This window comes from Brucella sp. JSBI001, assembly GCF_026014005.1.
Lineage (GTDB): Bacteria > Pseudomonadota > Alphaproteobacteria > Rhizobiales > Rhizobiaceae > Brucella > Brucella anthropi.
Map to the genome: position 1 here is coordinate 169,493 of NZ_CP110339.1, position 23,363 is coordinate 192,855.

Below are 23,363 nucleotides of genomic sequence, written 5' to 3' on the forward strand. Positions count from 1 at the left end.
CAACGCACTCATTTGAGGTAGGTGCGTAGAATCCGCATGATTTCGTCGATTTGTGTATCGGGATCAGCTTTGGTTTCCTGCCCAAAGGTCTCGCGAAAATGGCTTTCCAGCACTTCCGCCATCAACCCGTTGGCCGCACCGCGCAGTGCTGCAATCTGCTGCAACAATGCCGCGCATTCCGTGCCAGCCTCCACCGCACGCTCCAGCGCTTCGGCCTGTCCGCGAATGCGACGCAGGCGAGTCAAGGCACGCTTCTTGTCTTCCGGTGAATGCGGCATGGAAACTCCCGATTTCAGCGAAATCTATATACTCTAGGGGAGTATGTCAATTGTTGGTTGCCAGCCGCAGATGCAGGAGTGGATAGGGGCGTCCCTGGTCGTCTGTCTCCGAACGCCCGGTTTCGACAAACCCCATATGCAGGTAGAAGCCGACACCCTGCAGGTTTTGCTCGTTCACATCGACTGTCAGCGGACTGCCGAGCGCTTTTGCATGCGCTATCATCTGTTTGCCGATGCCTTTGCCGCGCTGATCAGGTGCGATGAACAGGCTATCGATATGATGCTCGCTCATGCCCATGAAGCCGACCGGCTTGCCAGCGTCCTCAATAAGCCAGACTTCGACGTTCGGCAGATATTGCTCGGCCACCAGCTTTTCGATTTCCAGAAAATCATCGCGGCTCAGGAAGTCATGCGTAGCGAGAACGCTGGCGCGCCATATTTCGGTCAACGCAGGCGCATCGGCCTTGTTCGATTTTCGAATATGGATCATGTGCGTTCCCTGTGTGATAAGCACGAAAGTGGAAGCCTTATCTGACGGAAATTATTTTGACGAGCCTGCCTGATCTTCCTGTGACACGAATTCTGCCTCAGCTGGATGAGGCATTGGCGCATCATGCGAGCGCAGTCCTTGTCGCGCCGCCCGGTGCGGGCAAGACGACACTGGTGCCTATTCATATGCTGAACGCGGACTGGCGCAAGGATGGCATGATCGTGCTGCTTGAACCGCGTCGTTTGGCGGCACGGGCAGCCGCTCGCCGCATGGCGCAGCTCCTGGGCGAGGAACCGGGTGAAACGGTCGGCTACCGGATGCGCCTTGAAAGCAAGGTATCAGGGAAAACCAGGATCCTCGTCGTCACCGAGGGCGTCTTTGCGCGCATGATCCTGGACGATCCAGACCTCAAGGGTGTCGCCGCAGTCCTGTTTGATGAGTTCCATGAACGCAGTCTCGATGCGGATTTTGGACTGGCGCTGGCGCTGGATGTGCAGGCAGCCTTGCGTGACGATCTCAAAATCCTTGTCATGTCGGCAACGCTTGATGGCGCTCGCGTGGCTCAACTGTTGGGTGATGCGCCGGTGATCGAAAGTGAGGGGCGCGCTTATCCCGTCGATATTCGCTATCGCGATCGCAAGGCGGATGAACGGGTCGAGGACGCCATGGTGCGTGCGATCCGTGATGCGCTGGCAGATGAAACCGGCAGCATCCTCGCCTTCCTGCCGGGGCAGGGCGAGATTGAGCGCACGGCAGCAAACTTGGAAAAATTCCTGCCTGCCAATATCATTCTGGCGCCGCTTTACGGTGCAATGGAAGGCCGTGATCAGGATGCGGCAATCAAACCTGCACCGGCAGGCCACCGCAAGGTGGTGCTGGCGACCTCGATTGCAGAAACCTCCATCACGATTGATGGCGTGCGCGTGGTGATTGATAGCGGGCTTGCACGCCAGCCGAAATATGAACCGGCCACCGGCCTCACCCGGCTTGAAACCGTGCGGACTTCGCGTGCGAGCGCCGATCAACGTGCCGGCCGTGCGGGTCGTACCGAGCCGGGCATTGCCATTCGCCTCTGGCATCAGGGGCAGACCGCGTCGCTCCCCGCTTTTTCACCACCGGAAATTCTGGAAGCTGATTTGTCAGGCCTTGTGCTGGATGCGGCTGCGTGGGGTGTGACCGATCCGGCAACATTATCGCTGCTCGACAAACTGCCGGCACCTGCGCTCAAAGAAGCCAAGGCGCTGCTTATGCGGCTCGGTGCGCTGGATGAAGCGGGACGCCTGACTGCGGATGGCGAGGCCATGCGTGCGCTGGCCCTTCCTGCACGTCTGGCACATATGGTGGCCGAAGCAGGCAAACGTGGCGAGGTGCAGAAGGCGGCTGAACTCGCTGTGTTGCTGACCGAACGTGGTCTTGGCGGCAATGAAACCGACCTCGACACCCGTATGTCACGGTTTCGCAATGACCGTTCGGATCGTGCGCAGCGTGCAAAAGGACTGGCGAGGCGGCTTGCCGCAAATGTCCCGAACAAGGGCGAAGCGGCAGGCTCAAGCGTAGGTCGGGTGCTCATCGATGCTTATCCGGACCGCATAGCCAAGGCTCGCGGGCAGATGGGGCAGTTTCTTCTGGCCAATGGACGTGGCGGCGAGGTCGATCCCGCTATCAGCCTCAGCAGGGCGGCATGGCTTGTGGTTGCCGATATGTCTGGAAGAGCGGGCCGCGCCCGCATTCTTTCTGCCGCGGAAGTTTCGGAAACCGAAATCCGCGCAGCCCTTGGTAACAGGATCGAAAGTGGACGACAGGTCGTCTATGACGCGGAAAAGAACGCCCTGCGGGCTCGTGAGGCTGTGCGCATCGGCGCGATTGCTCTCTCTGAAAAGCCGCTCGCCGCTCCTTCGGGAGCTGCCGCCGACGAAGGCGTAATTGCCGCCGTGCTTGAACATGGCCTCGATATTCTGCCATGGGGCAAGGAGGCCGACACTTTGCGCCGTCGCCTTGGCTGGCTTCATCGCGGCCTTGGTGATCCGTGGCCTTCGATGGATGGCGACCATCTCGTCGAAAGGCTGGACGATTGGCTGCTGCCCTTCCTGACGGGCGAAGCGCAACTTGACCGCATTCCCGGGCACGTGTTGAAGAACGGTCTGATGAGCCTTGTACCCTTCGATCTGCAGCGTAGTGTCGACCAGCTTGCGCCGACGCATTTCGAAGTGCCGACCGGATCAAATATTCCGATCCGCTATGACGCCGAAGAGCCGGTGATCGCAGTTCGTGTACAGGAGCTTTTCGGTCTTGGGGTGCACCCGGCCATCGCCAATGGCAAGGTGCCGCTCTTGCTGGAACTGCTTTCTCCAGCTCATCGTCCGATCCAGATCACCCGCGATCTTCCCGGCTTCTGGAAGGGATCATGGGCGGATGTGCGCGCCGACATGCGCGGACGCTACCCGAAGCATGTCTGGCCGGAAGACCCGGCCAATGCGGAAGCGACGCGTCGCGCCAAGCCACGCGGAACCTGATTCCAACCTGCGACCGGATAACGCAGTTCCGCTTGCGTTGAGACCCGACCTTGTCTCATAAGGAGCGAGTAGAGGGACTCATGCACGCAGAATTCGAGAATCGCGCTTCCAATCTTTCGCGCCGCCCGCGCCTGACCACGTTGATACGTGTGCGCTGGCTGGCCATCGCCGGGCAGACCGCCGCCGTCATGTTCGTGGCGCTCTATCTGCAATTTCCTTTTGCAGTCGGTATCTGTTTTGCTCTGATCGCCTGTTCTGCATGGCTCAACCTTTATCTGGCCTTCCGTTTTCCGACCAACCACCGGCTCAATCCGGCGGCGGCAAGCCTGGTTCTGGCGTTCGACGTTCTGCAACTGGCAGGGCTGCTCTATCTCACTGGCGGCTTGCAGAATCCTTTCATCATTTTGATGATCGTACCCGTCATTATCTCGGCGACGTCGCTTTCGGCTCGTCATACGCTGGTACTCGCCTTGCTGGTGGTTGCCTGTACGTCGGTGCTTACCATCAGGCACGAACCGCTGCCCTGGTATCCGGGCGAAACGCTGGACCTGCCGTTTCTGTTCGTCATCGGCATCTGGTGCGCCATTATTTCGGCGCTCGGATTCACTGGCGTTTACGCCTATCGTATCGCCGAGGAAGCGCGTCAGCTGGGCGATGCATTGAGCGCTGCCGAACTTATTCTCCAGCGTGAACAGCATCTGTCGGCGCTGGATGGTCTGGCTGCCGCAGCCGCCCATGAATTGGGCACACCGCTGGCAACGATTGCACTGGTGGTAAAGGAAATGCAGCGCGCCCGCACCACCGATCCGGGCCTTGCCGAAGACATCGCCTTGCTCCATTCCCAGACCCAGCGCTGCCGTGAAATTCTTCAGCGGCTGACCAGTCTTTCCTCGGAGGGCGAGGAACACATGTCGCGCCTGCCGCTCTCCTCTCTCATCGAAGAGGTGATTGCGCCGCACCGCAACTTCGGTATCACGATTGACGTGCAGAAGACGGAAGGTCCGAAACCGGAACCCGTCACCCGGCGCAATCCCGGCCTTCTCTACGGTCTCGGCAATCTGGTGGAAAATGCCGTCGATTTTGCACGTGGTACGGTCAACGTGACCTGGGGTTGGACCGACGGTAATGTGAGCGTGACCATTCAGGATGATGGCGAGGGGTTCAAGCCGGAAATCCTCGACCGTATCGGCGAGCCCTATATGACGAGTCGCGACAATACGCGGAACGGCGGCGGACTCGGCCTTGGTCTGTTCATCGCCAAGACTCTGCTGGAACGCTCAGGCGCGCATATCACCTTCCGCAATCGCAACAATCCCGGACAGGGCGCAGAAGTGAAGGTGGTGTGGCCGCGTTCAGCATTCACATCAGGCTGAAGAAGGATGCAGCATGACGATTCCGCTTGAAATCCAGAGGGCGACGGAGGAGTTCGACAAGTTTCTCCATATGGCTCGGGATGAGGCAGGGCTCGCTACACGCAATCAGGCCTATACGATGGTGGAAGCTGTGCTGCTCACCTTCCGCCACCGGTTGGAGGTCGATGAAGCGATTCGCTTTGCCACGATATTGCCACCCGTTCTTCGTGCGGTTTTTGTAGCAAACTGGGATATTGGCGAAATTAAACGGCCATTTCAGAACCGACAAGTCTTGACCCGTGAAGTGCAATCTCTGCGCAAAGATCATAATTTTGCACCGGATTCAGCTATTTACGATGTTGCCAAGGCGCTGCGTGCGCATATCGATCAAGTGGAGCTCGACAGCTTTCTGGCTGGGTTATCCGCCGAGGCTCGGCAATATTGGGCCATCTGAGCAAAGGACTGCGGCTTACGCACGATTTTGCTATCAATTCCTTGTGTCCATTTTTAAAATATTCTGAAAATACAATGGCTTGTATTATTCCTGTGTATGGGCGAATGCTGAAATTGCTTCAACAATTCAATGGCTATTTGACTTTTTGACGCAGGGGTATCAATAAGGAAAGAAAAATACAGGCAGGAAGCACCCGATGGACGACTTGAAGCAGGAAGACACCGAAGCCATAGGCAACGATCCGACCCTCCTTCTGGTTGATGACGACAAGCCCTTTTTGCAGCGCCTTGCCCGCGCCATGGAGAGTCGGGGTTTTCAGGTGACAACTGCGGAATCGGTTGAGGAAGGCATTGCTGCCGCCAAGGCCGCCGCCCCGGCCTATGCGGTCGTGGATATGCGCCTCGGCGACGGCAACGGCCTCGACATCATAGAAGCTATTCGTTCGCGCCGTGCCGATACGCGCGCCATCGTTCTCACCGGATACGGCAATATCGCAACTGCTGTGAACGCTGTTAAGCTCGGCGCAATCGACTATCTGTCGAAGCCTGCCGATGCGGATGAGGTCTTCGCAGCATTGACCCGCCGTCCCGGCGAAAAGGTTGCGCCGCCGGAGAATCCGATGTCTGCCGACCGGGTTCGGTGGGAACATATCCAGCGCGTCTATGAAATGTGCGAACGCAATGTCTCCGAGACCGCACGCCGTCTCAACATGCATCGCCGTACATTGCAGCGCATTCTGGCCAAACGCGCGCCTCGTTAACTTGGGCAGCTAAATCAATCTATTTCTGTCTCGGGTACATCGAGACCCGCAAGTTCGGCGATTGTCAGGCGGGCGGCGCCCGCCCGCGCAAAGCGTAGCATCAACGCCTTTCGGGTTGCGCCGGGCAATTTATGTTCTGGCGCATCACGCATAATTTCCGCCCCATATCCATCAGAGAGAATGAAGCCGCATTCCTGCGGAAATATTTCGCGCGGCACCGCCGGATGAGTGGCGAAGAACAGCCGGTCGCAGTAAGCGCGATATTCGGGCCATTTGTGATCTGCTTTCCAATCCTCGATCGACGATTTGATCTCCACGATCCAGATTTCACCCTTGCGGTTGACCGCCATCAGGTCGGCGCGCCTGCCGGATGCCAGCGGCAGTTCAGGCAATGTTGCAAGCCCCATTTCCAGAAAAAGACGCTGCACGCCACGCCGCACCAGCATGGCGTTGTCCGACTGTCGGCCGTCGGAAAGAGGATGGGTCTGGTTGGGAATCACGATTGGCATGGGCGCATTTTGTGCGTGGATTCAGATCGAAACAATCGGAAAACTGGGACGAGCCGTACGAAAACCGCGCTACCAAGGCAAACATGGCCAAAAAATGTCTTATTCAAGGAATTTTCAATTTACGGTTAACGCCTGGTTAACAATACTACCGCATCTTCGACAAGAATGAGCGATTCGCTTCTATCTCCGGCCCATCGTGGTCCCATTGACGGAATGAACCAATCTGGGGGAATGCATGAATTCTCGCGTCCTTAAATTGACGACGGCTCTTTTTCTGGCAGGTGCATTGGCAGGCTGCTCGACCGTAGGCGGCACTTTCTATACTGCCTCCTATTCTTCGGTCACCGACGCTGGCTATGTCGTCCCGGCCATCCCGAGTGAAAAGATCCAGGCGCAATATCGCCGCCAGATCGTCAAATATCCAACGGACGAAGCCCCCGGCACGATCATCGTCGATACGCGGGAAAAGTTCCTCTATCTCATTATGCCGGAAGGCAAGGCCATGCGTTACGGCATCGGCGTCGGTCGTGAAGGATTTGAATGGTCCGGTACGGCGCGCGTTGCCATGAAGCGGGAATGGCCGACCTGGACGCCGCCTTCCGCCATGATCAAGCGCCAACCGGAACTGGCAAAATATCGCAACGGCATGGACCCCGGCCTGCGCAATCCGCTCGGCGCGCGCGCTCTATATCTCTACAACAAGGGTGGCGACACGGGCTATCGTCTGCACGGAACGCCGGAATGGTGGTCCATCGGCAAGGCAATGTCTTCCGGCTGCATCCGCCTCATGAATCAGGACATCATGGATCTTTACGACCGCACCGAACAGGGTGCCAAGGTCATCGTGAAGCAGTAAGTCCAGATGATGACAGATATGAAAAAGGCCGCTTCAAGCGGCCTTTTTCTTTACAAGTCTCAGCAAGGTCAGATCTGTTCGACCTGCTGCACTTCCGGCACGAAATGGCGCAGGAGGTTCTGAATGCCGTGCTTCAGCGTTGCAGTCGACGACGGGCAACCAGAGCATGCACCCTTCATGTTCAGGAACACGGTGCCGTTCTCGAAACCGCGGAATGTGATGTCGCCACCATCCTGTGCAACTGCCGGACGAACGCGGGTCTCGATCAGTTCCTTGATTATCTCGACGGTTTCGGCATCGGCTTCATCGAAAAACTCTTCTTCGCCATGAGCGGCGGCAGCGTCTGCATTGCTGTTGCCAGCCATTGCAGGTGCGCCCGACATGAAATGTTCCATGATCGTGCCAAGAATGGCGGGCTTCAGATGCTGCCACTCGCCGTCTTCCTTGGTGACGGTGATGAAGTCATAACCGAAGAAAACACCGGTCACGCCCGGAACCGAAAAAAGCTTGGCTGCGAGCGGCGATGTGTTGCCCGCGGTGGAGGCATCGCGGAAATCGGCGGTACCTTCCGGCATCACGACCTTGCCGGGAAGAAACTTCAGGGTCGCCGGGTTGGGCGTGGTTTCAGTCTGGATGAACATGCCAGTTGTCCCGCTTTCAGATTTTGGAACGATTCTCGTAAGCGCAGATACTCATGGACGCAAGTACTGTCCCGATGCTGCGTGTATCAGTTGTCATCAATATAGGGTGATTAGGTCACCGCATCAATGTCATCGTCGCTCATACCTGCCGGAATGACCGTAACCGGGATCGGGAACTGGGAGCGGCTGGCCAGCGATTGCACGAGAGGGCCGGGGCCTTCCTTGCCCGAACCGGCAGCCAGAACCAGAATGGCGATGTCCTGATCTTCTTCGATGAGGCTAATCAACTCCGAGGCGGTTTCGCCCTCACGGATGTTGATTTCCGGCTCGATGCCCTGGGCTGCACGCACAGTTGCGGCGAATTTTTCCAGCGCTGCGCGAGCACGTTCCTGCGCTTCGGAGCGCATGATTTCGCCGACGCCCAGAATTTGCTGGAAATCAGAGTCATCAATCACGAAAAGCAGGATGAGAGAGCCGCCCGTATTTTTTGCACGGCGCGCGGCATATGCAACGGCGCGCCCGCATTCGGGCGTCTCATCGATGACGGCAAGAAACTTGCGGCGGTGACCGGCTTCCCGGCTAAGTCGTTTTGATACCATGGCCGCAATTTGCCATCGGGATTGACCGTCTGCAAGCTGACATTTGGTAGGTACTTGAAGATCGGATGATGATTTTCAAGTGAAGAGCGGCGGCAGCAAAAATGTTGCCGCTCGCTTGATCATTGAGAAGTTTAGTTCTGCAGCCAGCCGACGATGTCGCGAACATGGCGCATGGTCTGTTCGGCAATCACGCCAGCCCGCTCACCACCGTCGCGCAGAACGCTGTCGATGTAAGCCGGATCAGCGACCAGACGGCGCATCTCATGAGTGATCGGCGAAAGCTTTGCCACCGCGAGATCGGCAAGTGATGCCTTGAATTCGGAGAACTGGCGTCCGCCGAATTCGTTGAGCACATCTTCCTTCGATTGAGAGGAAAGTGCTGCATAGATGCCAACCAGATTATCGGCTTCCGGACGACCGGCGAGACCGTCGAGCTCGGTGGGCAGGCCGTCCGAGTCGGTCTTTGCCTTGCGGATTTTCTTGGTGATGGTCTCTTCGTCGTCGATCAGGTTGATGCGCGACAGATCGGACGGATCGGACTTCGACATCTTCTTGGTGCCGTCGCGCAGCGACATGATGCGCATGGCAGGGCCGGAGATCATCGGTTCCGTCATCGGGAAGAAGCCGGAAACCTGCTCGTCACCAACCTGCATATCCACGCCCACGCCGAGCGAAGCGATGCGATCCGAATAATCGTTGTTGAATTTCTGCGCGATGTCGCGGGTCAATTCCAGATGCTGCTTCTGGTCCTCACCCACCGGCACTGCGGTTGCGCGATAAAGCAGGATGTCGGCGGCCATCAGACTTGGATAAGCGAACAGGCCGAGCGAAGCGTTTTCGCGGTCCTTGCCTGCCTTGTCCTTGAACTGGGTCATGCGGCTCATCCAGCCGATGCGCGCGATGCAGTTAAATACCCATGCCAGCTCTGCGTGCTGCATGACGCGGCTCTGGTTGAAGACGATGCTTCTCTTCGGGTCGATACCGGCAGCAAGGAAAGCCGCGGTGACTTCACGGGTCGATTGCATCAGTTCAGCCGGATCTGGCGAAATGGTCAGCGCGTGCATGTCCACGACGCAATAGATGCATTCCTGCGTTTCCTGAACCTCGACCCACCGCTTGATCGCCCCAAGGTAATTGCCGAGGTGAAGATTTCCGGTCGGTTGGACGCCGGAGAAGACAAGCGGTTTGAACGTGCTCATGGCTTTATCCTAAAAAAGTTAGCCCCGCCGGTGGAGAGCGGGGATTTTGAATGCTGGTCTTTTCGCAGAGACGCAGCCGCCTTTCAAGCTTGAATTATTGCTCGCTTTCAGGGGCTTTCTTTGCCGCGCCGCGCTTGATGTTGCGACGGATCATTCCCGTATTGGCGCCACCCAGACCGAAGGCCAAACCGAAATAGACCACCATTGCCGCAACAACGATAGCGGTGACGGTTCCCGCCCGCAGAGCAAGCGGCGCTGCGGAGGAAAGTTCGTAGGCAAAATGGCCGATGGCATAGTGGATTCCGAATGCCATGATCGCGGCAGCGATGAGGAGACGCGGAATACGGGTGAGCAGCGGAATATCGCGTCCCCAATGGCCGCGCTTCACGAGCATGGCGAACAGCAGGATAGCGTTGACCCATCCGGCAACGATTTCAGCCGTGGCGATGCCGGTCGGACCGAAATGCGGGAAAAGCGTGATGGCAAGCGAGACGTTCACCGCCACCGAAATGGCGGCGAAGATCATCGGTGTGCGGGTGTCTTCTCGGGCAAAAAAACCGGGAATGAACGCCTTGATCAGCACGAACGCGGGCAGGCCGAGGCCGTAGATGGCCAGAATATTGGAAACGACAAGCGTGGAATCCGGGCTGAACTTGCCGCGTTCGAACAGAAGCCGGACGATAGGTTCCGACATGACCAGAAGAGCGGCAGCGGCTGGCAACGTTAGAAACAAGGTGAACTCAACCGAGCGGTTCTGAAGGTTCGACGCTTCTTTCATGTGCCCGCCACGCAGCGCGCGTGACAGTTCCGGGAGAAGCACGGTTGCGACGGCGATGCCGACGACGCCGAGCGGAAGCTGATAGATGCGGTCCGCATAGACGAGCGACGATACCGCGCCTTCCATGCCGGATGCGATATTGGTGTTGATGAGCAGGTTGATCTGCGTGATGCCGCCGGTGATCGCTGCGGGCAGTGCCAGCACGAGAAGCCGTTTGACGTTCGAGGTCAGACGTGGACGGCGGAAGCCGATCTTGATACCTGCATTGCGCACGGCGATCCACACAATGGCAAGCTGGACCAGACCTGCAGCCATCACGCCCCACGAAAGGCCATAGCCGACCGAAAGCGCGTCATAGCCACGCCACCACGCGAAAGCCAGAACCCCGATCAGGATGATGTTGAGGAATACCGGCGCAATGGCCGCTGCAAAATAGCGATGCAGCGAATTCAACATCCCGCCCATCATCGCCGCCAGCGACATACAGGCGAGATAGGGGAACATGATAACGGCGAGACGCACCGTATTGTCGAACTTCACCGGATCGTCGGTGAAACCCGGTGCAATTATCGTCCGTACGATGAAGGGCATCGAAAGTTCCATCACGATGGTCAGGAACAGAAGCACCGTGAAGAGAACGCCGAACACTTCTTCGGAAAAACGGCGCGCGCCGTCCATGCCGTTCTTTTCGATTTCCTTGGCAAAAAGCGGCACGAAGGCTGAATTGAACGCGCCTTCGGCAAACAACCGCCGGAAGGTATTTGGAAAACGGAAGGCGGCGTTGAAGGCGTCGGCTACCGGACCGGTGCCGAGCGCTGCCGCCATGAACATCTCGCGCGTGAAGCCGAAAATGCGGCTCATCAGCGTTCCGGACGCGACCGTGGCGAACTTTTTGACCAAACTCATTTACTGAAAAACCTATGCTGCGGCCTGAGATGAGCGGCCGTTTGTCTTGCTGCCATTTTCGCCGCTGAGAACACCAAGCAGCTTGCGCCTGATATTGCCCTGACGGGTGGCGTTTGAAATCTTGTGGCCCACAAGGTCAGTCACATAAAAACTGTCGATCACTTTCTCGCCGAAGGTGGTGATATGAGCCGATGCAATATCCAGCGAAAGGTCGGAAATAAGGCCAGTCAGTTCTGAAAGCAAACCGGGCCGGTCCAGACCTTCCACTTCAATGACGGTAAACTTGTTCGAAAGCGTGTTGTTGATCTCGACTCGCGGTTCCACCTTGAACGCCTTGGCGGCCCTCTTCGGCTTGGTGCGCTTGGCCAGCACGTCCGGCAGATGGGCCTTGCCGGACAAAACATCCTCAATGACCTTGCCGACGCGTTCGGCACGGCGGCGCTCGTCGTCATCAGTGTCGAACTCGCGGCTGATGAGAATGGTATCCAGTGCGCGCCCGTCGCCAGTGGTGAAAATCTGCGCGTCGACAATGTTGGCGCCAGCTGCTGCGCAGGCACCGGTGATGATCGACAACAGGCGCGGATGGTCAGGCGCCAGTACCGTGATTTCCGTAACCGCCTCGAAAGTATGCGGCTTGGCCATGGTGGCCAGCGCCCGCTCGTTGCGGTCGGCTTCGCGAATGAAATGGGCGTGCCGGACCTGATCCTCGAGGCTGACAGTCAGGAAATAGTTGGTGTAATGAAGCGCCAGGTATGCATCGCGCTTGTCCTTCGGCCAATCAGAGAGCCGGTCCGCCAGCGCCTCTCGCGCCTGATGGTCGCGGTCGGCACGGGACAATTCCGAAAAGCCACCGGTCAGGACCAGTTCGGTTTCGTAGAAGAGCGTACGCAGAAGCTGGCCCTTCCAGCCATTCCACACGCCGGGACCAACCGCCTTGATATCGCAGACGGTCAGGATCAGGAGGAGCTTCAACCGCTCCATGGTCTGCACGGTGTCGGCGAAGTCGATGATGGTCTTGCGATCGTTGAGATCACGTGACTGCGCGACCATGCTCATGGTCAGATGTTCGCGCACAAGCCATTCAACGGTTTCTGTTTCGGTAGGGGTAAGACCCAGCCGTGGTCCCAGCCTGCGGGCGATGCGTGCACCAGCAACGGAATGATCTTCCGGGCGCCCCTTGGCGATGTCGTGCAAGAGCAGCGCCACATAAAGCAGGTTGCGGTCGCGCTTGACTGTCGTGATGAGGTGGTTTGAAAGCGGATGTTCGTTTTCAAGCTCACCATGCTCGATTTCCGACAGCACGGCGATGCAGCGTAGCAGATGCTCGTCCACCGTATAATGGTGGTACATGTTGAACTGCATCATGGCGACAATCTTACCGAAGTCAGGAATGAATTTTCCAAGCACGCCGGATTCGTTCATACGGCGCAGGATGAGTTCGGGATTGCGCGGCGAGGTCAGGATTTCGAGGAAAAGCTTGTTCGCTTCGGGATTCTCACGCAGATCGGAATTGATGAGTTTCAGTGAGCGCGTGAGGCTCTGCATTGCTTCGGGGTGAAATTCCAGCCCGTGTTTGTCGGCCAGATGGAAGAGGCGGATGATATTGACCGGGTCTTCCTTGAAAACGTCTGGCCGTGCGATGTTGATGCGGTGATTTTCCGAAACGAAGTCGCCGTCAGCGGAAAGCTTACGCTTGCGTCGCGAGAACGTAAGGAAAATGCGGTTGAAGCCCGGTACATGCTTGGCCTGCTGCTCCTCCAGCGCTGCGCTGATGATGCGGGTGAGATCGCCCACATCCTTGGCCACGAGGAAGTAATGCTTCATGAAACGTTCGACATAGTTCTGGCCGGGATGCGCCGTATAGCCAAGGCGTTGGGCGATTTCCGGCTGGATGTCGAAGGAAAGGCGTTCTTCTGCCTTCAACGTCGCGAAATGCATGTGGCACCGCACCGCCCAAAGAAAATCTTCCGCCTTGTTGAACAGCTTCAGCTCGGCTCGTGACAGAACGCCGAGCTTGACCAGCTCTTCTTTCGTTTTGACACGGTAAAAATATTTGGTGATCCAGAACAGCGTATGCAGGTCGCGCTGGCCGCCCTTGCCTTCCTTGACGTTCGGCTCAACCAGATAGCGGGTTTCGCCTGCCTTGCGGTGGCGCTGGTCGCGCTCGGCAAGCTTGGCCTGGATGAATTCCGGGCCGGTATCCTTGACGATTTCCTCGTCGAAGCGGGTAACAAGCGTTTTGAAGAGCTCGCGATTGCCGGTGAGAAACCGCGCATCGAGAATTGCCGTGCGGATCGTCATGTCTTCGCGCGAAAGCCGGATGCACTCATCGATGTTGCGCGTGGAATGGCCGACTTTCAGTCCCATGTCCCACAGCATGTAGAGCATGTATTCGACAACTTGCTCGCCCCAGGGGGTCTGCTTGTAGGGCAGCAGAAACAGAAGATCGATATCTGACCCCGGCGCCAGCCCGCCGCGCCCGTAACCGCCGACCGCGACGATAGCCATGTTCTCGGCCTTCGACGGGTTGATCATCGGATAGGCTTTGGTAGTGGCGAATTCGAACAGCGCCTCGATCAGCGTATCCATGAGAAAGGACAGACGTTTGGCGCAGAGCGTGCCGCCGCCATCCTTCATCAGCATGCCTTCGGCATTGGCGCGACCGCGCACCAAAGCGTCCTTCAGAGCCTGAAGCACCACTTTTCGCACGGTAGGACTGGTGTAGTTTTCGTCCGTGGAATCCGCCAGTTCGTTGAGCTTGCGGCGTAGCGTCTCGGGATTGACGATCTCTTCCAGCTTAAGGTCGTGTGCGCTCATGCGGCATGTAGATCCGGTTTGCGGAGAAAAGGATAGTGGACGATGGCTATCCTATAGCCGCTTTTATGGATGATGAATATCCAAAAGCAAAGGCCGGGAAAACCCGGCCTTTGTATTACTCTTCGCTGATCTTTCAGTTCGTCGCGTTATAGGCGGTAATTGCCGCCATATTGACGATGTCGGAATCCTTCGCTCCGATGGTGACGATCTGCGCTGGCTTGTCGAGGCCGACGAGCAACGGGCCGATAATCGTTGCGCCACCCAGTTCCTGCAGCATGTCGGCGGCAATCGAGGCCGAATGATTGTCCGGTGTGACGATCACATTGGCCGGGCCCGACAGGCGGATGAACGGATATTGTTCCATCAGCTTCGGGTTCAGCGCCACATCGGCACTCATTTCGCCGTCGAATTCGAAATCGACATGACGCGTTGCGAGAATGCGGACGGCTTCCTGAATGCGCGCGGAGCGTTCACCGCCCATATGGCCGAAAGTCGAGAAGGCGGTCAGTGCAACACGTGGTACATAACCCATGCGGCGCGCCATGCCCGCAGCTTCAACCGCAATATCGGCAAGCTCCGCTGCGGTCGGCATTTCATGAACGGCGGTATCGGCGATGAACACCGTGCGTCCACGGCAAAGTGCGATGGAAACACCAACCATGCGGTGGCCGGGCTTGGAATCGATCACGCGGCGCACGTCGTCCAGACCCGTCGCGTAATTGCGGGTCACGCCCGTTACCATACCGTCGGCATCGCCGAGCGCCACCATACAGGCCGCAAAATGATTGCGGTCATTGTTGATGAGGCGGTGGCAATCGCGCGTCAGATAGCCCTTGCGCTGCAGTTTCTCGTAGAGATAGTCGGCATAGGCCGCATTGCGGCTCGAAAGGCGCGCATTGATGATTTCGATGCCGGGACGGTCGAGATCGAGACCGGCAGCCTTGGCCGTATCCTTCACCCGTTCCTCGCGGCCAACCAGAATAGCGGTGCCGAGGCCCTGATTGACGTAGGAAACGGCGGCACGCATCACCTGTTCTTCTTCACCTTCGGCAAAGACGATGCGCTTCGGCTGACGACGCACGCGCTCATAGATGCCGCGCAGCGTCGAGGCGATCGGATCGCGACGTGCCGACAGTTCGCGCTTGTAGCCTTCGATGTCGGCAATGGCACGCCCGGCAACGCCGGTTTCCATCGCTGCCTTGGCGACGGCAGCCGAGACGGATGCAAGCAGACGCGGATCAAACGGCACCGGAATGATGTAACTTGAGCCGAAGCGCGGACGGCTGCCCTGATAGGCGGCAACCACATCGTCCGGCACGTCCTCGCGGGCAAGTTCGGCCAATGCATTGACGGCTGCGATTTTCATCGCATCGTTGATGGTGGTTGCCCGTACGTCGAGTGCGCCACGGAAGATGTAAGGAAAACCAAGGACATTGTTGACCTGGTTCGGATAATCCGAACGACCGGTGGCAACGATGGCGTCATCACGGATGCGCGCCACTTCTTCGGGCGTTACTTCCGGGTCGGGATTGGCCATGGCGAAGATGATCGGGTTCGGCGCCATGGAACGGACCATGTCTTCGGTGAATGCACCTTTGGCCGAAAGGCCGAACACGACATCCGCGCCGTTCATGGCATCTGCGAGGGACCGCTTGTCGGTTTTCACCGCATGGGCGGACTTCCACTGGTTCATGCCCTCTTCGCGGCCCTGATAGACGACGCCCTTGGTGTCGCACAGGATGACGTTTTCCGAGGCAAAACCCATCGCCTTGATAAGCTCGATACAGGCAATACCCGCCGAGCCCGCGCCATTGCAGACGAGCTTCGTCGTCTTCATGTCGCGGCCGGTCAGATGCAGCGCATTGATCAGGCCGGCAGCGGCAATGATGGCCGTTCCATGCTGGTCGTCATGGAAAACCGGAATGTCCATCAGTTCGCGCAGGCGCTGCTCGATGATGAAGCAGTCGGGCGCCTTGATATCTTCCAGATTGATGCCGCCGAACGACGGTCCGAGATAGCGCACCGCATTGATGAAGGCATCGATATCGGTCGTATCGACCTCAAGATCGATGGAATCGACATCGGCGAAGCGCTTGAACAGCACAGCCTTGCCTTCCATCACCGGCTTGGATGCGAGCGCACCCAGATTGCCGAGCCCGAGAATGGCGGTGCCGTTCGAAATGACAGCGACGAGATTGCCCTTGGCCGTATAGTCATAGGCGCGGGCGGCGTCTTCAGCGATTGCCTTCACCGGCACGGCAACGCCCGGAGAATAGGCGAGCGACAGATCGCGCTGCGTGGTCATGGGCTTGGTGGGGTTGATCTCCAGCTTGCCCGGGCGACCCTGCGCGTGAAAGTCTAGCGCTTCCTTCTCACTGGCTGTGGGTGCGCGTTCTGATGTGTTGCCCTTCGGCGTCGAGGCTGGCATGTTCCCTCCGGTTTCATCTGCGGGAGAACCTCGATAGCGCCAGTCACGCATCGTGTAAACAGTGCTTCGAGGAATAGATATTCATCCAAAAACGATGGAATACGAAATTTTATAACTTTAGCCTCGCCGGCTAAGCAATAAATGAAGGTTTTCAGATGGAAACGACGGCTAACGAACACGGCTCGGAAGCGGAAGAAAACACCGCCGAGGCAGCGCCCGTTCGCCTGACGCCCATGATGGAACAGTATATTGAGATCAAGGCGGCGAATGTCGATTCGTTGCTCTTCTATCGCATGGGCGATTTTTACGAGCTGTTCTTCGATGATGCAGTGGAAGCCTCTGCGGCACTCGGCATCACGCTCACCAAGCGCGGCAAGCATCTGGGCGAGGATATTCCCATGTGCGGCGTGCCGGTCCATGCCGCCGACGATTATCTGCAGAAGCTGATCGCCAAGGGCTATCGCGTCGCGGTCTGCGAACAGGTGGAAGACCCGGCAGAGGCGAAGAAGCGTGGCTCCAAATCGGTGGTGAAGCGCGATGTGATCCGTCTCGTCACACCGGGCACGCTGACCGAAGAAAAGCTGCTGGATCCGTCCGAAGCCAATTTCCTGATGGCGATGGGGCGTACGCGCGGCGATGGTGCGCTGGCGCTCGCCTGGATCGACATTTCAACCGGAACTTTCCGTGTGGCGGAAACCACGCCGGACCGGCTTTTCGCCGATGTGATGCGGGTCGACCCGCGCGAACTGGTCGTGGCTGACAGCGCCTTCCATGATGAGGAGCTGCGCCCGGTCTTCGATCTGGTCGGCAAGGCGGTAACGCCGCAACCGGCGACCCTCTTTGACAGCGCGGCCGCGGAAACGCGCATCCAACGTTATTTCAACGTCGCGACATTGGATGGTTTCGGCCAGTTCAGCCGTCCTGAACTTTCAGCTATTTCCGGGGCAATCGCCTATATCGAGAAGACGCAGATTTCCGAGCGCCCACCCTTGATGCGGCCCGAACGCGAACATGAGGGCGGCACGCTTTTTATCGACCCGGCCACACGCGCCAGTCTGGAACTTGCCCGCACCATGTCGGGCAATCGAGATGGCAGTTTGCTGAAGGCGGTTGATCGCACGGTGACGGGCGGCGGCGCGCGACTCCTTGCCGAACGCCTGACTGCACCGCTGACCAATCCGAAGGAAATCGCGCTGCGGCTCGATTCCGTTTCCTGGTTCCTGAGCGAGCAGTCGCTCTGTGAAGCCATGCGCGCGGAACTGAAGGGCGTGCCGGATATGCCGCGCGGTCTCTCGCGCCTTGCCGTCGGGCGCGGTGGTCCGCGTGATCTGGGCAGCCTTGCCCGAGGCTTCGAGGCTGCGCATGTCATTGCGAGCCTGCTGGAAAGCGCTTTGCTGCCCGACGAACTGGCACATGCCCGCGATGCCGTCAGTGCCATGCCCGCCATCTTTACCGCCCATCTCGACCGGGCCTTGGCCGACGAATTGCCGCTTCTGAAACGCGATGGCGGTTTTGTGCGCGGAGGCTATAATTCCGAACTCGATGAAATGCGGGCTTTGCGTGATCAGTCACGCCGGGTGATCGCCGGTCTGCAGGCAAATTATATCGAAGAAACCGGTATCAAGTCGCTGAAGATCAAGCATAACAATGTGCTTGGCTATTTTATCGAGGTGACGGCCAACAATGCCGGGGCGATGACGGATACGGATGAAGCCAAGAGCCGTTTCATCCATCGCCAGACCATGGCCAATGCCATGCGCTTTACCACGACCGAACTGGCGGAACTGGAAAGCAAGATCGCCAATGCTGCCGACCGCGCATTGTCAATCGAGCTTGCCGTGTTCGAGGAATTGACGGCGGAAGCGGTCTCCCATGCTGATAGCATCCGTGCCGCCGCATCGGCGCTTGCTGTTTTCGACGTCTCGGCAGCGCTTGCTGTGCTGGCGGAAGAGCAGGGTTATTGCCGTCCGCAAGTCGATGACAGCCTGTCCTTCAATATTATCGCGGGTCGTCATCCGGTCGTAGAGCAGGCCCTCCGGCGTCAAGCGGCCAATCCGTTCGTCGCCAATGATTGCGATCTCTCGCCGCAAGCAGACGGCGGCAATGGCGCGATCTGGCTTCTGACCGGCCCGAACATGGGCGGTAAGTCAACCTTCCTGCGCCAGAATGCGCTGATTGCGATCATGGCACAGATGGGCTCCTTCGTGCCTGCGGGTTCTGCACAGATCGGTGTCGTGGACAGGCTGTTCAGTCGTGTCGGTGCTTCCGACGATCTGGCACGCGGGCGTTCAACCTTTATGGTTGAAATGGTGGAAACGGCTGCGATCCTCAATCAGGCAGGCGAACGCTCGCTGGTGATCCTCGATGAGATCGGGCGCGGTACAGCCACTTTCGACGGATTGTCCATTGCCTGGGCAGCGGTTGAATATCTGCATGAAAAGAACCGTTGCCGGGCTTTGTTTGCCACGCATTTTCATGAAATGACTGCACTTTCAGAAAAGCTTGAGCGGCTTTCCAATGTCACCATGCGGGTCAAGGAATGGGACAATGATGTCGTCTTCCTGCATGAGGTGGCGAAAGGGGCAGCTGACCGTTCCTATGGCGTGCAGGTCGCGCGTCTGGCGGGGCTGCCCGAAGCGGTCGTCAATCGCGCGCGCGATGTGCTGCACCAGCTTGAAGCGGGCGAGACCTCGGGCAAGGCTGACAAGCTGATCGATGATCTGCCGCTGTTCTCTGTCGTCTTGCAGCAGGAAAAGCCGAAGCTGCAGGTTCAGGGGAAAGATAGTGAACTGACCAAGGCTGTCTCTGCAATCAGTCCAGACGAACTGACACCGCGAGAAGCGCTGGACCTGATCTACAAATTAAAGGAACTGGCCGGAAAGGCGTGACGAGTTCTGGCCAGGTAGGGTGCTCCAGTCTGTTTGAGATTCTGGTTATGACGAGCCGAAAATGGTGATGTTTGCGACCCGGAGCGGAGTGTACTTTTGGGTACATGAGCACCGGAAGCGCAAAACAGCGCCATTTGCAGGCCGTCAGAACCAGAATATCTACAGACTACACAAAGCGGTTCGCTTCCGCGCCGTAATAGGTGATGTAGCGGCTGGAAATGCGCTCAATCGGCAGGATGATGAAGACATCGGTTGTGCCGAATGCCTCGTCGATCACTGCGCCGTCGCCGATCATTGCGCCGAGACGTAGATAACCCTTGACCAGTGGCGGCATTGAGAACAGCGCAACCTTGTTGTTGATGGCTTCCTTCGGCATCAGGTCCATGGCCTGATAACGATTGGGCAGGGCACGAACGTCCCAGTCATCGGTGGCACGGCAGTTGTGATGGAGGAACGACAGGCCGAGCGCGTGCGCTGCAGGCACCGCGCCGTGGAATGAAGCACAGCCGAACATCACATCGATGGAATGGCGGCGGCAATAGGCCCAGGCACCTTGCCAAAGAAGCTCGACAGTGCGCTTGGAGCGGTATTCCGCCTTCACGCAGGAGCGACCCAGTTCAAGCAGGCGGAGGTTCGGGCGTGAAAGGGCCAGACGCTGCACGTCATATTCATCGGCAGAATAAAAGCCGAGCGCCTGTTCCGCCTGATCGCTACGCATCAGACGATAGGTGCCGACAATCTGCTGATGCTCCGGCACGGGCAGGGCGGTGTCGTAAACGAGCAGATGATCGCAAATAGCGTCGAAACGGTCAGCGTCTCGAAGCTCCACCGCTTCGATGCTTTCCCTACGCGCGCCCATTTCGTCGAAGAAGACGCGGAAACGCAATTCCTGCGCGGCTTCTACCGCCTCGCGTGAATTTGCAAGCCGTACTTCCAGCGATCCGATGCGTCCCAGAACGATGGGATCGCCGTTGGACGCGAACAGCGCCTGTTGTGCTTCTAAGCCTGACATGACCGTATCATCAATGATTTGCTGGTCCATTCCAAGCAGTACTGTCATGATGATGGCTCCTGATTTGTCTATTCACGTATTCCTGAACGGCTTTCCCACGGATATTTCAGCGAGAGCTAGCCAATTCCAATCCTTGTTCAGCCGATTGCATGGACAGGGTGTCCAGTTCGACCGAAGCAGTACAGATTCAGTGCTACGCGACGATGACAGAAGCATGTCACCAATGTGTCAATTCGGATGGCTGGACCTTATCCTCTTCAAAAAGCTTTTAATTTTAAGAGATCAAATTATGCGAAAGGCAGAAACTGTTCAACCCGGCGGGTTAGCGGGCAGCCCGTTCGCGCCGCCAGCCGAGGAATTCCTCCAGAATTATGAGACCTGCACCGATTGTAATGAAGGTGTCGGCGAGGTTGAAAACTGCGAATGACCAGGTTGGCAGGTGAAACAGAATATAATCCACGACGTAACCGTGCATCACGCGGTCGATAAGATTGCCGATGGCGCCGCCAACGACAAGTGCAAAACCGTAGCGTGCGAAGATGCGGTCCGGCGCGTTGGTCCACCACAGATAAAGTACGAACAAGATAACTGCTGCGGTGATTGCGACCAGTCCCCAATCATGCAGCCATGCCAGCATGGAAAAGGCGATGCCCTCATTGTGCGTACGAAACAAGGCAAGGAACGGTAGCAGGTCGATCTGCTGGCCGTAGCCCATCCGTGTTTCCACCAGATGTTTGACACCCTGATCGATCAGTATGGTGAGGACAACGACGAACAGTGAGGACCAGACTGCGTGTCGCTTCATCCGGAAACCCTTTCATCGAGCGTGAGTGCGTCGCGACGAATTTCGTAGAGCATGACGCCGGTGGCAATTGCAAGATTGAGGGAATCTGCACGGCCTGCCTGCGGAATGCGTGCGAGCTTGTCGCAAGTATCGGCCAGACTGTCCGGCAGGCCCTGCTGTTCGTTGCCCATCATCAGCACGACCGGCTTGTTGGCATAGGGAATGGTGCGATAGTCGACCGCACCTTTCAGATGGGTGCCGACGACAAGGCCGGAAATGCCCTTGCGCCAGTTGAGGAAGTCGGCTTCCGTCACTTTATAGAGCGGCATGGAAAAGACCGAGCCCATCGTGGCGCGCACGGTTTCCAGCGAATAGGGGTCGGTGGTGTCGCCGATCAAAATGATGCCCTTGGCGCCGACCGCATCGGCGGTACGGATGACAGTGCCCAGATTGCCGGGATCGCGCACGCGGTCGAGCGCGATATAAACATCGTTGTTCTTCGGCTTGAGGTTTGTGAGCGGGCGATATTGCTGTTCGAAAACACCAACCACCATTTGCGGGTTGTCGCGGCGGGTAATGGCAGCCATGATCTTTTCGGTCACTTCCAGCACCAATCCGCCCTTGGCGAAGGTGCGGGCGGCAACCTGCTCGACCATCTTGTTGCCCTTGCCGGATTTGGCGAAGACCAGCGTCTTGATGCGCCAGTCCTGTTCCAGCGCGTCGATGACAAGCTTCAGCCCTTCGGCCAGAAAAACGCCCTGCTGGTCGCGGAATTTTTTCAGCGCCAGCGAGCGGAGATCTTTCACGATAGGGTTGGTGAGGCTGGTGACTTCCTTCACCTGACCTACCTTGGAATATTCGGCACGAGAGCCGCCTTTGGAAAAATCGTCGTCACGGCTCATTTTGGTACCCAGCGGCTGAACATGGATGTGGAAAGCGCGCGTCCTCCCGACTGATCGGCGGAACGTTCGCGCAGAATAAGTTCGCCCGATTCGACCGTACCACCAAGACCGGTGAAACGGTCGCGCATCAGTTCGTGAATGGCGAAGAAGGATGCGCGGATCGAATAGGCAGTCAGGATGACGGCGAGCGGTTTTGGCGTCAGGATGGACCGGCATGTATCGACCATTGCGGGCAGATGCTCGAACAACTGCCAAACCTCGCCGCTCGGCCCGCGCCCATAGGCAGGCGGATCAAGCAGGATGATGTCATAGAAACTGCCGCGCCGTTCCTCACGCTGAACGAATTTCATCGCGTCTTCACAGATCCATCGGATTGGCTTGTCCGAAAGCCCGGCCATTTCCTGATTTTCACGCGCCCAGAGAATGGCCTTCTTGGAGGCATCCACATGGGTCACTTCCGCACCTGCACGTGCCGCTACCAGCGAGGCGACGCCCGTATAGCCGAAAAGATTGAGCACCTTAACGCTGCGTCCGGACTTTACCCCATCTCGGATAAGCCCATCCATATAGGACCAATGCGCGGCCTGCTCTGGGAACACGCCAACATGGCGGAACGAGGTGAAACGGCCATGAAAGGAAATGCCATCGTGCTGCATTGGCCATGTTTCGCCGAGCGGCACTTTCGGAAAGGCCCAGCGTCCCATGCCTTCCTCGTCGGTGTTGCCGGTGAAGACGGCATCGGCCTGGTCCCATTCCTTCTGCGGCAGGCTCGGCAACCAGATTGCCTGACCTTCCGGGCGGACGATCCGATAGGGACCATATTGCTCGAGCTTCAACCCGTTGCCGCTGTCGAGAAGCGCATAATCGGGCGAGGGTTCCGTTTCGAGAATGAGCGGCAGTCGTTCTCCCGGGCGTGCACCGGCATAAGGCTTGATTTCGCGAAGCGGAGTAGCGGGCTTGTCGTCTACGGGCTTGGGTGCGGCCTTGGCGAATTGGGGACGCGGCTTTTTGAAAGACGAGCCTTTATTGTCAGACTTGCCATCAGATCGGCCTTCAAATTTGCTTTCTGAACGCGGCGCATCATGTCTTGCGCGCTCGAAACCACGGTCCTGTTTGCCGCCCGACGGCTTTTTGCCTTTTCCCTTTGGCGCTTTCACCCGAAACTCCAATCATCATGATTGGGGTCTAGGTAGGATA

General features: G+C 57.8%; 19 protein-coding genes. 6 read left to right on the forward strand and 13 right to left on the reverse strand.

The window, feature by feature from the left end; translation table 11 throughout:
• Positions 1-8: 8 nt before the first annotated feature.
• Entirely contained in the window at positions 9-278 is a 270-nt protein-coding gene (locus LJ361_RS00750) for a metal/formaldehyde-sensitive transcriptional repressor (protein ID WP_010657981.1), read from the reverse strand.
• Between the two features lie 46 nt (positions 279-324).
• Positions 325-768 (reverse strand): acetyltransferase, encoded by a 444-nt coding sequence (locus tag LJ361_RS00755; RefSeq protein ID WP_264812365.1) that lies wholly within the window; start codon positions 766-768, stop codon positions 325-327.
• Positions 769-824: 56 nt separating this feature from the next.
• Between LJ361_RS00755 and hrpB the strand changes: the two genes are divergently transcribed.
• The 4 genes from hrpB (at position 825) to regA (ending at position 5,847) form a co-directional block, all read left to right on the forward strand.
• Complete coding sequence (gene hrpB, locus LJ361_RS00760; protein ID WP_010657983.1) at positions 825-3,281, forward strand: ATP-dependent helicase HrpB; 2,457 nt, start codon at positions 825-827, stop codon at positions 3,279-3,281.
• Positions 3,282-3,361: 80 nt separating this feature from the next.
• Entirely contained in the window at positions 3,362-4,654 is a 1,293-nt protein-coding gene (locus LJ361_RS00765) for an ActS/PrrB/RegB family redox-sensitive histidine kinase (RefSeq protein ID WP_010657984.1), read from the forward strand.
• Positions 4,655-4,667: 13 nt separating this feature from the next.
• Entirely contained in the window at positions 4,668-5,087 is a 420-nt protein-coding gene (locus LJ361_RS00770) for a DUF2267 domain-containing protein (RefSeq protein WP_010657985.1), read from the forward strand.
• Positions 5,088-5,283: 196 nt separating this feature from the next.
• Positions 5,284-5,847: a global response regulator transcription factor RegA gene (gene regA, locus LJ361_RS00775; RefSeq protein WP_006465866.1), complete on the forward strand. Its 564-nt coding sequence runs from the start codon at positions 5,284-5,286 to the stop codon at positions 5,845-5,847.
• 14 nt (positions 5,848-5,861) lie between these two features.
• Here the strand turns inward: regA and LJ361_RS00780 are convergent, their stop codons facing one another.
• Positions 5,862-6,356, reverse strand: a complete 495-nt coding sequence (locus LJ361_RS00780; RefSeq protein WP_010657986.1) for an MmcB family DNA repair protein — start codon at positions 6,354-6,356, stop codon at positions 5,862-5,864.
• A gap of 235 nt (positions 6,357-6,591) precedes the next feature.
• Between LJ361_RS00780 and LJ361_RS00785 the strand changes: the two genes are divergently transcribed.
• Complete coding sequence (locus tag LJ361_RS00785; RefSeq protein ID WP_010657987.1) at positions 6,592-7,212, forward strand: L,D-transpeptidase; 621 nt, start codon at positions 6,592-6,594, stop codon at positions 7,210-7,212.
• 68 nt (positions 7,213-7,280) lie between these two features.
• Here LJ361_RS00785 and LJ361_RS00790 read toward each other — a convergent pair whose 3' ends face one another.
• The 6 genes from LJ361_RS00790 to LJ361_RS00815 form a co-directional block, all read right to left on the reverse strand.
• The gene (locus LJ361_RS00790) at positions 7,281-7,853 is read right to left on the reverse strand and encodes a NifU family protein (RefSeq protein ID WP_010657988.1); all 573 of its coding nucleotides are present in this window, start codon (positions 7,851-7,853) and stop codon (positions 7,281-7,283) included.
• Between the two features lie 110 nt (positions 7,854-7,963).
• On the reverse strand, positions 7,964-8,452 hold the full coding sequence (locus LJ361_RS00795) for a universal stress protein (RefSeq protein ID WP_010657989.1): 489 nt from the start codon (positions 8,450-8,452) through the stop codon (positions 7,964-7,966).
• Positions 8,453-8,583: 131 nt separating this feature from the next.
• Positions 8,584-9,651: a tryptophan--tRNA ligase gene (gene trpS, locus LJ361_RS00800; protein ID WP_010657990.1), complete on the reverse strand. Its 1,068-nt coding sequence runs from the start codon at positions 9,649-9,651 to the stop codon at positions 8,584-8,586.
• A gap of 94 nt (positions 9,652-9,745) precedes the next feature.
• Positions 9,746-11,335, reverse strand: coding sequence for a murein biosynthesis integral membrane protein MurJ (murJ, locus tag LJ361_RS00805; RefSeq protein WP_010657991.1), 1,590 nt, complete (start codon positions 11,333-11,335; stop codon positions 9,746-9,748).
• Between the two features lie 12 nt (positions 11,336-11,347).
• Entirely contained in the window at positions 11,348-14,152 is a 2,805-nt protein-coding gene (locus LJ361_RS00810) for a [protein-PII] uridylyltransferase (RefSeq protein ID WP_010657992.1), read from the reverse strand.
• A gap of 133 nt (positions 14,153-14,285) precedes the next feature.
• The gene (locus LJ361_RS00815; protein WP_010657993.1) at positions 14,286-16,580 is read right to left on the reverse strand and encodes an NADP-dependent malic enzyme; all 2,295 of its coding nucleotides are present in this window, start codon (positions 16,578-16,580) and stop codon (positions 14,286-14,288) included.
• Between the two features lie 155 nt (positions 16,581-16,735).
• Between LJ361_RS00815 and mutS the strand changes: the two genes are divergently transcribed.
• Positions 16,736-19,468 carry a DNA mismatch repair protein MutS gene (gene mutS / locus LJ361_RS00820; protein ID WP_010657994.1) on the forward strand — a complete coding sequence of 911 codons (2,733 nt, stop codon included), beginning with the start codon at positions 16,736-16,738 and terminating at the stop codon, positions 19,466-19,468.
• A gap of 166 nt (positions 19,469-19,634) precedes the next feature.
• Here mutS and LJ361_RS00825 read toward each other — a convergent pair whose 3' ends face one another.
• The 4 genes from LJ361_RS00825 to LJ361_RS00840 form a co-directional block, all read right to left on the reverse strand.
• Positions 19,635-20,528, reverse strand: a complete 894-nt coding sequence (locus LJ361_RS00825; protein ID WP_029375852.1) for a GNAT family N-acetyltransferase — start codon at positions 20,526-20,528, stop codon at positions 19,635-19,637.
• A 274-nt stretch (positions 20,529-20,802) separates the two neighbouring features.
• Positions 20,803-21,285, reverse strand: a complete 483-nt coding sequence (gene lspA / locus LJ361_RS00830) for a signal peptidase II (RefSeq protein ID WP_010657996.1) — start codon at positions 21,283-21,285, stop codon at positions 20,803-20,805.
• Positions 21,282-22,166: a TrmH family RNA methyltransferase gene (locus LJ361_RS00835; RefSeq protein WP_010657997.1), complete on the reverse strand. Its 885-nt coding sequence runs from the start codon at positions 22,164-22,166 to the stop codon at positions 21,282-21,284. Before LJ361_RS00835 ends, lspA begins: the two co-directional genes overlap by 4 nt.
• Positions 22,163-23,323: a class I SAM-dependent rRNA methyltransferase gene (locus tag LJ361_RS00840; protein WP_264812372.1), complete on the reverse strand. Its 1,161-nt coding sequence runs from the start codon at positions 23,321-23,323 to the stop codon at positions 22,163-22,165. The genes LJ361_RS00835 and LJ361_RS00840 overlap by 4 nt, the downstream gene beginning before the upstream one ends.
• Between the last annotated feature and the right edge of the window lie 40 nt (positions 23,324-23,363).

Bases quoted from the DNA above. Each gene is read 5' to 3' on its own strand.
- LJ361_RS00790 (WP_010657988.1), bottom strand. From the start codon at position 7,853: ATGTTCATCCAGACTGAAACCACGCCCAACCCGGCGACCCTGAAGTTT.
- lspA (WP_010657996.1), bottom strand. From the start codon at position 21,285: ATGAAGCGACACGCAGTCTGGTCCTCACTGTTCGTCGTTGTCCTCACC.
- LJ361_RS00795 (WP_010657989.1), bottom strand. From the start codon at position 8,452: ATGGTATCAAAACGACTTAGCCGGGAAGCCGGTCACCGCCGCAAGTTT.
- LJ361_RS00810 (WP_010657992.1), bottom strand. From the start codon at position 14,152: ATGAGCGCACACGACCTTAAGCTGGAAGAGATCGTCAATCCCGAGACG.
- LJ361_RS00835 (WP_010657997.1), bottom strand. From the start codon at position 22,166: ATGAGCCGTGACGACGATTTTTCCAAAGGCGGCTCTCGTGCCGAATAT.
- LJ361_RS00750 (WP_010657981.1), bottom strand. From the start codon at position 278: ATGCCGCATTCACCGGAAGACAAGAAGCGTGCCTTGACTCGCCTGCGT.
- LJ361_RS00785 (WP_010657987.1), top strand. From the start codon at position 6,592: ATGAATTCTCGCGTCCTTAAATTGACGACGGCTCTTTTTCTGGCAGGT.
- LJ361_RS00770 (WP_010657985.1), top strand. From the start codon at position 4,668: ATGACGATTCCGCTTGAAATCCAGAGGGCGACGGAGGAGTTCGACAAG.
- LJ361_RS00755 (WP_264812365.1), bottom strand. From the start codon at position 768: ATGATCCATATTCGAAAATCGAACAAGGCCGATGCGCCTGCGTTGACC.
- LJ361_RS00825 (WP_029375852.1), bottom strand. From the start codon at position 20,528: ATGACAGTACTGCTTGGAATGGACCAGCAAATCATTGATGATACGGTC.
- trpS (WP_010657990.1), bottom strand. From the start codon at position 9,651: ATGAGCACGTTCAAACCGCTTGTCTTCTCCGGCGTCCAACCGACCGGA.
- mutS (WP_010657994.1), top strand. From the start codon at position 16,736: ATGGAAACGACGGCTAACGAACACGGCTCGGAAGCGGAAGAAAACACC.
- LJ361_RS00815 (WP_010657993.1), bottom strand. From the start codon at position 16,580: ATGCCAGCCTCGACGCCGAAGGGCAACACATCAGAACGCGCACCCACA.
- LJ361_RS00780 (WP_010657986.1), bottom strand. From the start codon at position 6,356: ATGCCAATCGTGATTCCCAACCAGACCCATCCTCTTTCCGACGGCCGA.
- LJ361_RS00765 (WP_010657984.1), top strand. From the start codon at position 3,362: ATGCACGCAGAATTCGAGAATCGCGCTTCCAATCTTTCGCGCCGCCCG.
- regA (WP_006465866.1), top strand. From the start codon at position 5,284: ATGGACGACTTGAAGCAGGAAGACACCGAAGCCATAGGCAACGATCCG.
- murJ (WP_010657991.1), bottom strand. From the start codon at position 11,335: ATGAGTTTGGTCAAAAAGTTCGCCACGGTCGCGTCCGGAACGCTGATG.